Raw genomic sequence first — 13,989 nt, 5'->3', positions numbered from 1 at the left:
TCCCGCCCCGTTTGTTTTATTGAATTTTAACCGAAGTCACCACGTCGTTTGCATTTGGTGATAGGGTAGTAAAATTAGATGTGTTCGATGTCCGTGTCCATGATGTGCCCGTAGAGTTATCGTTTGCATACATGGTCACTGTCCAGCCGGTTGGGATTTTTACCGATGAAGCCCAGTTATCTACAAAGCCATAAGCCTGCAGTTGTGCCAGGGTATAAGTGCCCTTAGGTATGGCGCTGGTAACTGTGCCTCCGTAATTGATGTCCTGGTAAAAAGTTACCCCCGTAGTACTGGTTCCCGTATATACTGTAGATTTGCCGTATAACGCGTTTGATACACTCGAAAGGTAAGTATGTACGTCGCTATTAGGCAAATTGTAATACAGATAGATGCCATAATTGTTATTTACAGTTTGGGTTGCCAGTGATGCTGCTGTTGATGAACTGGTACTTTGAATATCAATAGCGGCCGGGCCAAGGTTGGCTGCGGTTAACCCCGGAACATTTGGAACAGAATAAGTGCCATAAATAGCGTTCCAGCTATAGTTAACTTTTGAGCCTACCGTTACACCATTGTAGCTCAGCCGTGACGCAGCCGGGCCATAAAAGTAAAACGAAATTATTTTGGTAGGCATCAGGTTACGTAAGGCAGTAACAAGGTAAACAAATGAGCTGTCGTTTGGCTGACCGGTACCATTGGTGCCATAGTCGGCATATTCATCGTCAAAGTCAATACCGTCCAGGCCGTAAGTGGTAACGGCGTTGCTTAATTGCTGAGCAAAATCATTTGCGGCAGCCTGAGATGGAAAATTAGAGATCCCCGCGCCCTGGTGATTGCCCAAAATAGATAACAATACCTTAATACCTTTAGCCTGCAGGCTTTGAATATAAGTGGCTTTATTGTTGAGTACGTTGGTTACTTGCGGGTTAAAGTACAGCACTGCTTTTTGCGTGCCGGTGTCATAGTTGATGTTGGCCGCAAATATAATAGCAATATCAAAAAGCTGCTCCCCGGTTGAAAGGGTATAATTACCCACATTGCGGATATCATTATTATTTACCTCCACATAGCAAACACCCTTAGGCCCGGCCACGCCTATGGCATTGGTGCTTAACTTTGACGGAGTATTGCCGGTATCAGTAGGCAGTGCCGCTTTTTCTTTTTTACAGGCGGATGTGAGGAGTACAACTGCGCCGAATAAGGCGGTTAGTGTTTTTGTAAGTGGTAGATTAAAGTTTGTTCTCATAATTGGTGTGTTTGTTAAATTGTTTATAAAAAGATAAATTGTTTTAGCATAACTGGTTTGCATAAAGCCGGCCCATGGCATAGCCGGGGGATAGTCACTATCTCTTAAAAAAACTGTTTAAATATTTTAGGTTACCGGGCGTTTAGGTCCTCGCTCCGGTATTATTTGGTTCAAAGTAATAGACCATTAAACGTGTATAATTGCCTACAGGTTTTAATTATTATTTTATAAAAATATTATTATGGTTAATAAAGGTGCTTATTACACTTAATTTTAACTATAACAAAAACCTTTGTTCTGTAACAAAAAAGAGGCTTTTTGTAAATTGCCGTATGGTTAGTTGTCCTTTTTATTTTATTCGGCTACATTTGATTGACTGACAAAAATTTTATGAAGAAAAATTTACTTTTCATTTTCTGCCTTTTGCTTTCGGCATCAGGCCTGTATGCGCAGCCCAAAGCGCCCGATGCTGATTATATTAAAGCCAATTACCAGAAATATGAATACCAGATCCCAATGAGGGATGGTAAAAAACTGTTTACCTCGGTATATGTACCTAAGGACCAGTCAAAAAAATATCCTTTCATGATGGACAGGACCCCATATAGCGTAGCGCCCTATGGTACGGAACTGTATAAAGGCAGCCTTGGGCCATCATCATTATTCGCTCACGATGGGTACATCTTTGTTTACCAGGATGTACGTGGCCGTTGGATGAGTGAAGGTATTTACGAAGAAATGACCCCCGAAAAGGAAGATCATAAAACCAATAAAGATGTTGATGAAGGCACGGATACTTACGATACTATCGACTGGTTACTGAAAAACATCCCCAATAACAATGGCAAGGTTGGTGTGTGGGGTATTTCATATCCGGGCTTTTATACCACAACAGCTTTATTAAGCCGTCACCCGGCCCTGGTAGCCGCATCGCCGCAGGCTCCAATTGCCGACCTGTATCGCGATGACGCATTTCATAACGGTGCCTTTATGCTGGTAGCAAACTTTGGTTTTTATCCGGGCTTTACCAACAGACAGGATGATAAACCAACCCAGCATCGCGGCAAAGGTTTTGATGCAGGCACCGAAGATGGATATGACTTTTTCCTGAAGATGGGATCGGTAAAAAATTCAAACACTAAATACTATAAGGATACTATCCGTTTATGGAACGAAATGCTTGATCACCCTAACTACGATCAGCATTGGAAAGACCGTAATGTGCTTTATCATTTGCATGATATAAAAACAGCGGTACTGGTAACCGGCGGCTGGTACGATGCCGAAGATTTATACGGAGCTATCAATACCTATAAAACGCTGGTTAAAGAAAATCCTAAAACCCCGGTTTACTTTACCATGGGCCCTTGGGTGCACGGGGGCTGGGCACGAGGTGACGGGGATCACCTGGGCGATGTGGGGTTCGGCGGCCCTACAGGCCCTTTCTACCGTGAAAAAATTGAGTTCGCCTTTTTTAGCCACTATTTAAAAGGTACTGCTGACTTTGACCTGAAGCCGGTATCAACGTTTGAAACCGGTGTTAATCAGTGGAAAACCTATAACACCTGGCCTCCAAAAGAAGCTACAGAAAAAAATCTATACCTGCTTCCCGGTGGCAAGTTGTCTTTCGCAGCCCCTGTAGCAGTTGCAAATACTTTTGATGAGTTTATATCCGACCCTAACAAACCGGTGCCTTTCATCAATAGTATTGATATGGATATGAAGCGCGAATACATGACCGCCGATCAGCGTTTTGCATCGCAACGTCCGGATGTGCTTACTTACGAAACTGATATTTTAGATAAGGATGTAACCATCGCAGGTAATATCTGGACCAATCTTAAAGTATCAACTACTGGCACAGATGCTGATTGGGTGGTTAAAGTGATTGATGTTTATCCCGACTCTACCAAAAATACCAAATGGGCTGGCAAGGAGGTGTACCTGAGTGGCTACCAGCAAATGGTACGCAGCGAGGCCATGCGCGGCAAGTTCCGCAACGGTTTTGATAAGCCCGAACCTTTTGTGCCTGGAAAAGTAACGCCGGTAAATTTTGAATTACAGGATGTGCTGCACACCTTCAAAAAAGGGCACCGCATGATGGTTCAGATACAAAGTACCTGGTTCCCGCTTATTGATAGGAACACACAGCAGTTTCAGGATATTATGAAGGCAAAAGATACCGATTTTAAAAAGGCTACACATAAAGTTTATACATCCAAAACAAACCCAAGTTACTTAAAGGTTAGGGTTATGGAATAAAATACTTGCAATGCAAGTACGACAGCCTCATGTATTTACATGGGGCTGTCGCATTTTATACCATAATGTCGTAAAGGTTATTAATTAAACCTATAGCCATGTATAAATATATCATCCTTTTTATGATAGCTTCAGTCTTATTGGGCTGTAAAAAACATAATCAGCAAACCGGCTGTCCAAGCCAGGCCTGCACGCTGAACTTCGCATCGCTATATGTAAATTTTGTTGATAAGGATGGTCAAATGGCATTTGGAAAAGATGTAAAGGTTGTAAATCTACGTACCAAACAAACCGTAATAGCTAAAGGAAACCCGGGGCCTCCTTCAACAACTGTAGGCCCGCATTTGTATACCATCGCTACAGATAATAATAAAAATGAGTTCTCGACCGAAGGCGATGACGTGGAGCTTACTGTAACCAATATCCAAACAGGTGCCACCCAAACCGCGCTGTTTAAAATTTCGGGTGGATGTAATTGCCATATAGCTAAAGTATCCGGTCCGGCTACTATAGTGCTTAATTAATACATTTTTTTCCTACGATAAAAGGCTGCAAGTGAAAATTGCGGCCTTTATGCTTGCGCTTATTTAAACTAATTATAAATAAAACTTGCAGATAAAAAGTCTTTTTATACTTTTGCGCTTAATTAGACTTAATCTAAATAGAATGACGAATAATCTTTACTATTACCTGCGCACAATCCCCTTTTTAATTTTATTCCTGTTTGTAAATATCTCGATCCTTAAAGCTGATGACGAAGGCAATAACGGCAAAATAACCGGTGTTGTTAAAACCAGCGACGATAAGCCGGCTTCATTTGTAAATGTTGCCATTAAAGGATTAAATAAAAGTACCACCACAACCGATAACGGATCATTCGCTTTCAATAACGTTAAACCGGGCACCTACACCCTGGTTACTTCATATGTTGGTACAAAAACCGAAGAGCAAACTGTAACAGTTTTCGCAAATAAAACAACCGAAGTATCCTTTAAACTTAATGAAAGCTCGGCCCAGTTAGATGAGGTGGTAGTTTCTTCAACAAAAACCATCAACCGTAAAAAGTTAAGCATCGGCAAAATGAACGTATCGCCAATGGACTTGCCGCAAAGCGTTACTGTAATAGGCCGCGATGTGCTTGATCAGCAGCAGTCATTGCGTTTAAGCGATGTTATCAAAAACGTAAATGGCGTGTACCTGTACAGTGGAAGGGGCAATACCCAGGAAACATTTGGCGCCCGTGGTTATAATTTTGGAAGCAATAACATTTTTAAAAACGGGTTCAGGGTTAACTCGGGCGTTGTGCCGGAAATCAGTTCACTGGAGCGTGTTGAAATATTGAAAGGCAGTGCTGCATTGTTATACGGTAACGTTGCGCCCGGCGGCATCCTGAATATGGTAACCAAAAAACCTTTATTTACGCAGGGCGGCCAGGTGTCGATGACCTACGGCAGCTATGATCTTTACCGCCCGTCGTTTGACGTTTACGGCCCTATATCTTCCAAATTAGCATATCGCGTAAATGGTACCTATGAAAATGCCAAAAGCTTTCGCGATAATGTAAAATCAGAAAAAGAATACGTCAATCCTTCATTCCTGTACAAAATAAGTGATAAAACGACTTTAATTGTTGAAGGTGATTATCTTAACTACGATTTTACCCCCGATTTCGGAACCGGGCAAATCAATAACGTTATTGCCAACGCTCCTCGTAATCGGTATTTGGGTGCATCATGGTCAACCGGTAATACCAAACAAACTACCGCAACGGCAACCATTAACCATCAGCTTAATAGCCTTTGGCAGTTAAGCGGCGGTTTTTCATACCAGCACTTTAACCGCCAATACCAAACCACCGAACGTGTATTGCCTAACCCCAATGGTGACTGGGGCCGCACGCTGAACCGGGCTAAAACGCTTGAAGATTATTATACCGGCCAGTTCAATATTACCGGACAATTTAACACAGGTGCTATAAAACACAATATTTTGGTCGGTGTTGATGCCGATTGGTACCGCAATAATGCTTATACCTACGTTACCACCGTAGATGGGGTTTCGACTTATCTTGACCAAACAAATACTAAGCAAAAAGCGGTTTATGATACCATCAACATTTTTGACCTTAATAAGTATATCCTCCGTACCGATAAACCGCAGATGAACCCGTTTTATAGCATTTTAACGGCTACCAATCGTTTTGGCGCTTATGCTAACGATTTGATCAGTTTATCTGAAAAAGTTAAGGTGCTTGCGGGAATCCGTTGGTCATACCAGTATGTAGCGCCTACGACAGTTACCAATTACAGCCCTATTGCCCCAGCCAAACCAGCTGCCGGGAAAGAAGATAAAGCGTTTTCGCCGCGTGTTGGGATCGTTTATAAACCAATAGCAAATACTGCCTTGTTTGCAAGCTATTCCAATTCTTTCATTACGAATACGGGGTCTGATATTAATGGCGCTCCGCTTGATCCGTCGATAGTTGACCAGTATGAGTTTGGTGTTAAAAATGATTTCCTGAATGGCAACCTATCGGTAAATGTAACAGCATACCGTATTAAAAATAATAACCTGGCCCAAACTGCACCTTTCGGTCCCGATGGGAAAGACAACACCAATACCAACATCAAAGTGCTGAGCGGTGAAACCAAAAGCGATGGGGTGGAACTTGATATCGCCGGTCACCCGGTAAAGGGCTTGGATGTATTGGCGGGCTATAGCTATACCAATGCCAAATATACTAAAACAGGAACCGCGCTGGGCAGTAACATAGCCGGCCAGCCTTTGTTGAATACACCAAAACACACCGCCAATACAAGTGTATTTTATACCTTTTACAATGGCGATTTAAAAGGATTCAAAGTAGGCGCGTCTGTTTATTACCTGGGCGATCGTGTTGCGGGTAATGCCAATACAGTTGGTCAAGCCCAAACTATATCAAGATTAGTTAATGTGCCGGGCTTTACAACGGTTGATGCTTCGGTGGGTTATACTTATAAAAAAATTTCCATCATTGGTAAGATCTCTAATATTGGCAACGTGCTTAATTACAATGTGCATGAAAACTATAGTATTAACCCTATACCGCCAAGGCAGTTCTTAACTACATTGAGTTATCGATTTTAATAATTGAATTTGACCGGGCATGGGAACATGTCCGGTTTTTATGCTTATAAAAACTCATGAAAGCATTTTTCCGCACCATACACCTTTATTTAAGCCTGGCAGCCGGGGTGATTATTTTCTGTTCGTGTTTAACAGGCACGATGCTGGTTTTTGAAAAAGAAATTCAGCAGGCGCTTCATCCTCAGCGGTATTTCGTAAAGCCGCGGGAAAAGAGGTTGCCGCTGGCTGATTTAACAGCAGGGGTATTAAAACAGATCCCTAAATCAAAGCTGGCAATGGTTATAGTTTATGATGATCCTGCGCGTGCGGTAGAGGTTGGGCTTATTGTGCCCGAAAAAAAAGGTAAGAAACCCGCGGATGCGCCTAAAACAGAAAAGCATGCCGGAGTTCATGGAAAAAAAGATGCGAAGCCAAAAGACGCCGAACGATCAAATCTTACTGTTTTTGTAAATCCCTATACCGGGCAAATAGTTGATCAGTTTAATCGCAGGCAAACGTTCCTGTATTCGGTAGAGATGTTTCACCGCTATTTATTAGGTGGTAAAAATAGCCTGGGCGATTGGGTGATCAGTCTCTCAACTTTGTTTTTTCTGATGATATTAATAACCGGTGTAATACTTTGGTGGCCCAAAACCAAGGTCATCATGAAGCAGCGCCTTAAAATAAAATGGAGCGGCAGCGGCAAACGTCTTACACATGACCTGCATATTGTTACTGGTTTTTATACTTCTATATTTTTGATCATTATTTGTGCTTCGGGCCTGGTAATGACCTTTAAGTGGGCAAATAATACCTTGTTTTTTGTTACTAACTCAAAAATTGCTGGTAAAGAAGATCTCAAAGCCCCGCTTTCGGTTTATCAGCCGGGCATTACCGCCATCTCGCCAGATGCTGCTGTTAGCGCATTAGGCAACAAAATAACAGATGTCGAAAATTACACTATCCGTTATCCGCGCGATACAGCAGCAGTTTACACTTTTAACGTGTTAAAAAAGGGTTCTGTTGAACTGGCCACTGATACTTATTATATCGATCAGTACAGCGGCAAGCTTGCCGGAGTTGTTTTGTATGCTGATAAAAGTCTCGGGCAGCGTATCAGAGCGGTAATTAAACCAATCCATACAGGTTCCATTTATGGCTGGCCTACCCAGGTTTTAGCTTTTCTTATTACACTTATTTCGCTGATCTTCCCGGTAACCGGGGTTATGATGTGGTTAAACCGGATTCGTAAAAAGAAGGAAAAACCAGTTCGTGGCAGAATGAGAGTGGTATCTGCTGAGGCAACGGTATAATACAATATCACAAGGGATTTATCATTCGGGCTTATAAAGGAAATCTCGTTTTTACAATATTATTATAGCGTACGAAGCGGTGACGTGACGGAAAGGGCCCTACAGGTTCGCCGTTTAAGTCGATGATTGCTTCGTACCTTGCAATCACGGATGTGGTATCAAAACTTACTATTCATCTCACCGGCTCCAACCCCGATCCAATAAGGCCGGTAAGGGCTCCCATACTTTCTTATATCTTACCAATATTTCCAGCTTTTCCGCTCGTTGTCGGTAATATTCCGTAATATTTCTATGCAAAAGGGACGGAATGAGTGCGTTGCATTATGCTAAGGCCGGGTCTTTGTACTTTATAGGTGTATATGCGGTTTGTTATGTTCAATAGCTTAATATACAAAATATTAGTACCCCGATGCAGGTCGGATAGCTGAGGTTATCAAAGTAATGCTTTCGCAATAAATGGGTTTTTCTCCCACTTTCTAATAATTCAATATTTATAGCTGAAATGTGATTTAACTAATTGGTTATTAGCCTGTTTTGTTGCAGGTGAAATTTTGGAAAATCTTCAAAAAATATAAAACAGACCCGGCTAAAAATTGTTGAAAACTTTTAGTGGGGGAAAGTGGTAGAAAGTGGTAAAAGTATTTACTTTTACGTTACAAAATTGCCCAAGTCATACAATGTCGTTTTTAACCGGTGAATTTGAGTGTAAGCTTGATCCTAAATTTAGGATGATGATACCGGCTGGCCTTAAAAAAAAGCTTCCTGAACTGGAATCTGAAGGCCTGGTGATCAATCGCGGGTTTGAAAAATACCTTGTCATATACACTAAAAAGGAATGGGATAAGCGACTTGAAGAACTGAGCAAACTTAATGAATATGAAGAGGATAATATAGCCTTTATACGATATTTTACCCGTGGGGCCACCGAGCTTATGCCTGATGCTGCCGGCAGGGTATTGTTGCCGAAATTCCTGTTGGAATATGCGGGTATAAAAGGTGATGTAGTGCTGGCTTGCCAATTGAATAAAATAGAGGTTTGGGATGCCGAAGCTCACCGTAAACTGATGGATGATGAGCCAAAAAGTTTTGGTGCATTGGCAAAAAAGGTGATGGGTAATAAAAGTAAGGAGCAGGAATGAGTGAGTACCATGTACCGGTAATGCTGAAGGAGTGTATTGATGGGCTGAATATTGATCCGGACGGTACTTATGTGGATGTGACTTTTGGAGGTGGCGGGCATTCGCGCGAGATTTTGAAACATCTGGGGCCAAAAGGCAGGTTGATTGCTTTTGATCAGGATGCCGATGCGCAGCGGAATATTATTGATGATGAGCGTTTTGTTTTTGTGGATCAGAATTTCAGGTATCTCAAAAACTTTTGCCGTTTGCACGGGGCTATTCCCGTAAATGGAATTCTGGCCGATTTGGGTGTATCATCACACCAGTTTGATGAGGCCGACCGCGGGTTTTCCATCCGGTTTGATGCCGAGTTGGATATGCGTATGAACCAGTTGGGCGAGCTGACTGCGAAGGATGTGATAAATAATTATTCGGTTGCCGATCTGCACCGGATTTTTGGCATTTACGGAGAAATCCAGAATGCAAAATCATTGGCAGAAACCATTGCTACTGCAAGGTTGAATATGCCGATAGTTACTATTGCTGATCTGAAAAATGTGATCAGTAACCGCATTCCGAAAGGAAAGGAAAATAAATACCTGGCACAAGTGTTCCAGGCGTTAAGGATAGAGGTTAACCAGGAGTTAGAGGCATTAAAAGATTTTTTAATGCAGTCGGCTGAGGTTTTGGGCGTTGGGGGCAGACTGGTAGTCATGTCATACCACTCGCTTGAAGATAGGCTGGTAAAAAACTTCATTGCCAAAGGTAAATTCAGCGGCGAGGTGGAGAAGGATCTTTATGGAAATGATAATAAACCGCTTGATGCTGTAAGCCGCGGGGCTATAACGGCGTCGGCAGATGAGATAACCAATAATAACAGGGCACGGAGCGCTAAATTAAGGATAGCTGTAAAAAAATGACCAATCGTTTACGTACAGAAATTCAGGAGGAGGAAGAAGTTGAAGAGGTAATTGAGGAGAGGCCTGCGAGGGAGCTGCCTGATAACTTTTTTACGCAACTTTTTACCAAGGGCTTTCTTACAACCGAGAAGGCCACCAATGCTTTGCCCTTTATTTTGTTTTTAGCCTTTTTGGGGATGGTGTATATAGGAAATATGCATTATGCCGAAAAATCGGTGCGTGAAATTGACGCGCTTACCAAAGAGGTTAAGGAACTGGGCTGGGATTATAAATCGACAAAGGCCGATATGGCTTTTAAAAGTACGCTTACCGAAGTGGCCAAGCGGGCAGATACATTAGGCTTAAGTCAATCCGTTGATCCACCGGGAAAAATAACAGTGAAGGAGGTTTCAGATGGGAATTAGGACTAACATACTGGCCAGGGTTTATTTAGCCTTTGGTCTTGTTTTGCTTTTGGCCATTGCCGTTGTGGTGCAGCTTTGCCGCCTGCAATATGTTCAGGGCGATAAGTGGAAAGCTATGGCTGCTGATCTTTCTGCTCAATATCAAACTGTTGAAGCGGCAAGGGGTAATATTTTTTCTGTGGATGGAAGTTTGCTGGCTACTTCGGTGCCGGAGTATGAGCTGCATATGGACATGCTGGCCAGTGGTATTGCATCGGATACGGCGTTTAACAACAATATCGACCTGCTGGCTGCAAAGCTATCGGGTATGTTTGGTGACAGATCGGCAAGGGAATATTCGCGTATATTGCGCGAGGCCCGCCGGGATAGTTCACGCTATGTGCTGATCAGGCGTAAGGTATCTTACCAGGATTTGAAAAAGATCCGGCAGTTCCCTGTGTTTAACATGGGTAAATATAAGGGAGGGTTAATTGTTATTCAAAAAAACAGAAGGATCCTGCCATTTCAATCACTGGCTGCACGTACTATCGGTTATAAAAATGAGAACGTAAAGAACCCGGTTGGGCTGGAAGGTGCTTATTCGTCGTACATTAATGGCGAAAGCGGCAGGCGTTTAATGCAGCGGATCCCGGGCGGTATCTGGATGCCGGTTGACGATGATGATGAGATAGCGCCTAAAGATGGCGCTGATATTATTTCAACCATCAACGTAAACTTTCAGGATGTGGCTCAGGATGCATTAAAAAAACAACTGGTAAAAAGCGCGGCCGATCATGGCTGCGTTGTGCTTATGGAGGTATCTACCGGCGAGATCAGGGCGATTGCTAATTACACCCGTACTAAGGACGGTGATTATAAAGAGCAAATGAATTATGCTATCAGTAACGCTATCGATCCGGGATCAACCTTTAAACTGGCATCGTACATGACCATGCTCGATCAGCATAAGATTGACACCAGCACCATAGTTAATGCTGAGGGTGGTAAATATAAGTTCCCGAAAGGGCCGACAATTACCGATACCGAGCATGATAACTATGAAATGTCGGTAAAACGTGCTTTTGAAGAATCATCAAACGTGGCTGCGGCAAAATTGGTCGATAAATTTTACCATAATAACCCGTGGCAGTATATCAATAAATTGTACAGCTATCATTTGAATGAAAAGCTTCAGTTACAAATTCCCGGCGAAGGCAGGCCGGTGATCAAAAATCCATCAAACCGCAGCTGGAACAAAAATTACAGTTTGCCTGAGATGGCTTATGGTTATGAAATGAATATTACGCCGCTGCAAATGCTGACTTATTACAATTCAGTGGCCAATAATGGTAAAATGATAGCCCCGCTGCTGGTTCGTGAGATCAGAAGATTGGGTAACCCTATTGAGCAATTCCAGGCCCGGGTGATCAATGAGCAGGTATGTTCGGAAGCTACGCTGGGTAAGGTACGTGGTATGCTTGAAGGTGTAGTACTTAATGGTACCGGCAAAAATGTTATTAAAAATAAGCTTTACAGTGTGGCGGGTAAAACCGGTACAGCACAGGTGGCTAACGGAACAAAAGGTTATAAGGATAAAAAATACCAGGCCTCTTTTTGCGGTTATTTTCCGGCCGATCATCCTAAATATTCGATGATTGTGGTGATCAATAATCCAACCCAGGGCGACTACCTGGCTGCAAAGGTTGCCGGCCCGGTATTTAGGGAAGTGGCCGACAGGGTTTATGCCAACGATCTGGACATTAACCAAACCCCGCAGGCCCATTATGTAGGCAATACGGTAATGCCGCAGGTAAAACAGGGCAATATGAAGGCCCTGAAAAAGGTTTATTCAAAATTGGGTGTTAAACCGTTGTATGCTTCGGCTAACAGCACTGTTGATACAAGCAATGGTATCCCGTTTGAAGAGGTAAATTATAAAAATGGTACCGTGCCTTCGGTAACAGGCATGGGGCTTAGCGATGCGTTATATGTAATGGGTAACGCCGGCTATAAGGTTACTGTACGCGGTAGCGGTATAGTAACCAATCAATCGGTTACCGGAGGAAGTGCAATACCAAAAGGATCACGAATTTTAATAGAACTGCAATGAGGTATTTAAGCGATGTAATTGATGGACTGGCCTTCACTGAGTTGCAGGGAAGTGCTGATGTGGAGATCACGGCGATAGCTTTTGATTCGAGGGCAGTGATCCCCGGGGCCATGTTTGTTGCCGTAAAAGGCACCGTTGTTGACGGACACGACTATATTGACCAGGCCATAAAAAAAGGTGCTGTAGCAGTGGTTTGCGAAGACCTGCCTGCCCATACTACCGGCGAGGTTGACTTTTTGATGGTGGCCGATTCGGCTGTGGCGCTTGGCATTGTAGCTGCTAATTTTTATGATAATCCATCAGCCAAACTGAAACTGGTTGGGGTAACTGGTACTAATGGCAAAACAACTATCGCAACGTTGTTATATCAGCTGTTCTGCGATCTGGGTTATAAATGTGGCTTGCTTTCAACTGTCGAAAATCAGATCAATGGTAAAGTAATCCCATCAACCCATACCACGCCTGATCCGGTTGAGCTAAACAGTTTGCTTGCCGAAATGGTAGACAGCGGTTGTGACTATTGCTTTATGGAAGTAAGCTCACATGCCATTTCGCAAAAACGTATCGAGAGTTTGGTTTTTGCGGGTGGTGTGTTTACCAACTTAACGCACGATCATTTGGATTATCACAAAACCTTCCTGAGGTATTTGAATGCCAAAAAGGAATTTTTTGATGGTTTACCTAAAGATGCTTTTGCGCTTACCAACAGCGATGATAAAAATGGTAATGTAATGCTGCAAAATACAGCAGCACATAAAAAAAGCTATGGCCTTAAAACCATGGCCGATTATAAAGCCCGAATCCTCGAAAATCAGTTCAGCGGCTTATTACTGCAAATTGACGGCGAGGAAGTATGGTTTAAAATGGTGGGCACATTCAATGCTTACAACCTGTTAGGTGTTTACGCTACCGCGATGCTGCTTGAGCAGGATAAAGCGAAAGTGCTTACGAGCCTGAGCAAACTTACAGGTGCCGAAGGCCGCTTTGAATATATCACAGCACCGAACAAAGTTGTAGGTATAGTTGACTATGCCCATACGCCGGATGCTGTGCAGAATGTGTTGAGCACTATACATGATATCCGCAAGGGAAATGAAAAGGTGATTACGGTAATTGGCTGCGGCGGCGACAGGGATAAAACCAAGCGCCCCATCATGGCCAAAACCGCATGTGAGTGGAGTGATAAAGTGATCCTGACATCCGATAATCCGCGTACCGAAGATCCGGCGCAGATCATCAAGGAAATGGAAGAAGGTGTCGACCCGGCATTTAAGCGTCATACAGTAAGCATCATCGACAGGCATGAGGCGATTAAAACAGCCTGTATGCTGGCAAATCCGGGTGATATTATCCTGGTAGCGGGCAAAGGGCACGAAAAATATCAGGAAATAAACGGGGTGAAAAACCACTTCGATGATATGGAAGAGCTGGAAAGGCAATTCCAGGACTTGGTATAACCATCAACTAATTGATAAAGAGTAAAAGGAATTAAAAACGCAAATCTGCAAGATCTAAGATGAGCAAGTCAATCA

The 13,989-nt window shown here is 43.0% G+C and carries 10 protein-coding genes; 9 read left to right on the top strand and 1 reads right to left on the bottom strand.

The genetic code is table 11. From position 1 onward, the window contains the following. Positions 1-16: 16 nt before the first annotated feature. Complete coding sequence (locus tag BLP33_RS14735; protein WP_090531271.1) at positions 17-1,246, bottom strand: endo-beta-N-acetylglucosaminidase H; 1,230 nt, start codon at positions 1,244-1,246, stop codon at positions 17-19. Between the two features lie 390 nt (positions 1,247-1,636). Here BLP33_RS14735 and BLP33_RS14730 point away from each other — a divergent pair, with 390 nt between their 5' ends. The 9 genes from BLP33_RS14730 (at position 1,637) to BLP33_RS14690 (ending at position 13,914) form a co-directional block, all read left to right on the top strand. After that, the gene (locus BLP33_RS14730) at positions 1,637-3,508 is read left to right on the top strand and encodes a CocE/NonD family hydrolase (protein ID WP_090529921.1); all 1,872 of its coding nucleotides are present in this window, start codon (positions 1,637-1,639) and stop codon (positions 3,506-3,508) included. A gap of 98 nt (positions 3,509-3,606) precedes the next feature. Further along, complete coding sequence (locus BLP33_RS14725; protein ID WP_090529918.1) at positions 3,607-4,032, top strand: hypothetical protein; 426 nt, start codon at positions 3,607-3,609, stop codon at positions 4,030-4,032. Between the two features lie 142 nt (positions 4,033-4,174). Further along, entirely contained in the window at positions 4,175-6,634 is a 2,460-nt protein-coding gene (locus BLP33_RS14720) for a TonB-dependent receptor (RefSeq protein ID WP_090529915.1), read from the top strand. A 56-nt stretch (positions 6,635-6,690) separates the two neighbouring features. Next, the gene (locus tag BLP33_RS14715) at positions 6,691-7,926 is read left to right on the top strand and encodes a PepSY-associated TM helix domain-containing protein (RefSeq protein WP_090529912.1); all 1,236 of its coding nucleotides are present in this window, start codon (positions 6,691-6,693) and stop codon (positions 7,924-7,926) included. A 677-nt stretch (positions 7,927-8,603) separates the two neighbouring features. Beyond that, entirely contained in the window at positions 8,604-9,065 is a 462-nt protein-coding gene (locus tag BLP33_RS14710; RefSeq protein WP_090529909.1) for a division/cell wall cluster transcriptional repressor MraZ, read from the top strand. Continuing rightward, positions 9,062-9,964: a 16S rRNA (cytosine(1402)-N(4))-methyltransferase RsmH gene (rsmH, locus tag BLP33_RS14705; protein WP_090529906.1), complete on the top strand. Its 903-nt coding sequence runs from the start codon at positions 9,062-9,064 to the stop codon at positions 9,962-9,964. The genes BLP33_RS14710 and rsmH overlap by 4 nt, the downstream gene beginning before the upstream one ends. Continuing rightward, entirely contained in the window at positions 9,961-10,368 is a 408-nt protein-coding gene (locus BLP33_RS14700; RefSeq protein WP_090529904.1) for an FtsL-like putative cell division protein, read from the top strand. Before rsmH ends, BLP33_RS14700 begins: the two co-directional genes overlap by 4 nt. Beyond that, positions 10,358-12,457 carry a penicillin-binding protein gene (locus tag BLP33_RS14695; protein WP_090529901.1) on the top strand — a complete coding sequence of 700 codons (2,100 nt, stop codon included), beginning with the start codon at positions 10,358-10,360 and terminating at the stop codon, positions 12,455-12,457. The genes BLP33_RS14700 and BLP33_RS14695 overlap by 11 nt, the downstream gene beginning before the upstream one ends. Then, complete coding sequence (locus BLP33_RS14690) at positions 12,454-13,914, top strand: UDP-N-acetylmuramoyl-L-alanyl-D-glutamate--2,6-diaminopimelate ligase (RefSeq protein WP_090529898.1); 1,461 nt, start codon at positions 12,454-12,456, stop codon at positions 13,912-13,914. Before BLP33_RS14695 ends, BLP33_RS14690 begins: the two co-directional genes overlap by 4 nt. Positions 13,915-13,989: the final 75 nt, after the last annotated feature.

The organism is Mucilaginibacter sp. NFR10 (assembly GCF_900100445.1).
Lineage (GTDB): Bacteria > Bacteroidota > Bacteroidia > Sphingobacteriales > Sphingobacteriaceae > Mucilaginibacter > Mucilaginibacter rubeus.
This window is presented reverse-complemented; position numbering and strand designations above follow the sequence as displayed.

Bases quoted from the DNA above. Each gene is read 5' to 3' on its own strand.
- BLP33_RS14735 (WP_090531271.1), bottom strand. From the start codon at position 1,246: ATGAGAACAAACTTTAATCTACCACTTACAAAAACACTAACCGCCTTA.
- BLP33_RS14720 (WP_090529915.1), top strand. From the start codon at position 4,175: ATGACGAATAATCTTTACTATTACCTGCGCACAATCCCCTTTTTAATT.
- BLP33_RS14690 (WP_090529898.1), top strand. From the start codon at position 12,454: ATGAGGTATTTAAGCGATGTAATTGATGGACTGGCCTTCACTGAGTTG.
- BLP33_RS14700 (WP_090529904.1), top strand. From the start codon at position 9,961: ATGACCAATCGTTTACGTACAGAAATTCAGGAGGAGGAAGAAGTTGAA.
- BLP33_RS14725 (WP_090529918.1), top strand. From the start codon at position 3,607: ATGTATAAATATATCATCCTTTTTATGATAGCTTCAGTCTTATTGGGC.
- BLP33_RS14715 (WP_090529912.1), top strand. From the start codon at position 6,691: ATGAAAGCATTTTTCCGCACCATACACCTTTATTTAAGCCTGGCAGCC.
- BLP33_RS14695 (WP_090529901.1), top strand. From the start codon at position 10,358: ATGGGAATTAGGACTAACATACTGGCCAGGGTTTATTTAGCCTTTGGT.
- BLP33_RS14710 (WP_090529909.1), top strand. From the start codon at position 8,604: ATGTCGTTTTTAACCGGTGAATTTGAGTGTAAGCTTGATCCTAAATTT.
- BLP33_RS14730 (WP_090529921.1), top strand. From the start codon at position 1,637: ATGAAGAAAAATTTACTTTTCATTTTCTGCCTTTTGCTTTCGGCATCA.
- rsmH (WP_090529906.1), top strand. From the start codon at position 9,062: ATGAGTGAGTACCATGTACCGGTAATGCTGAAGGAGTGTATTGATGGG.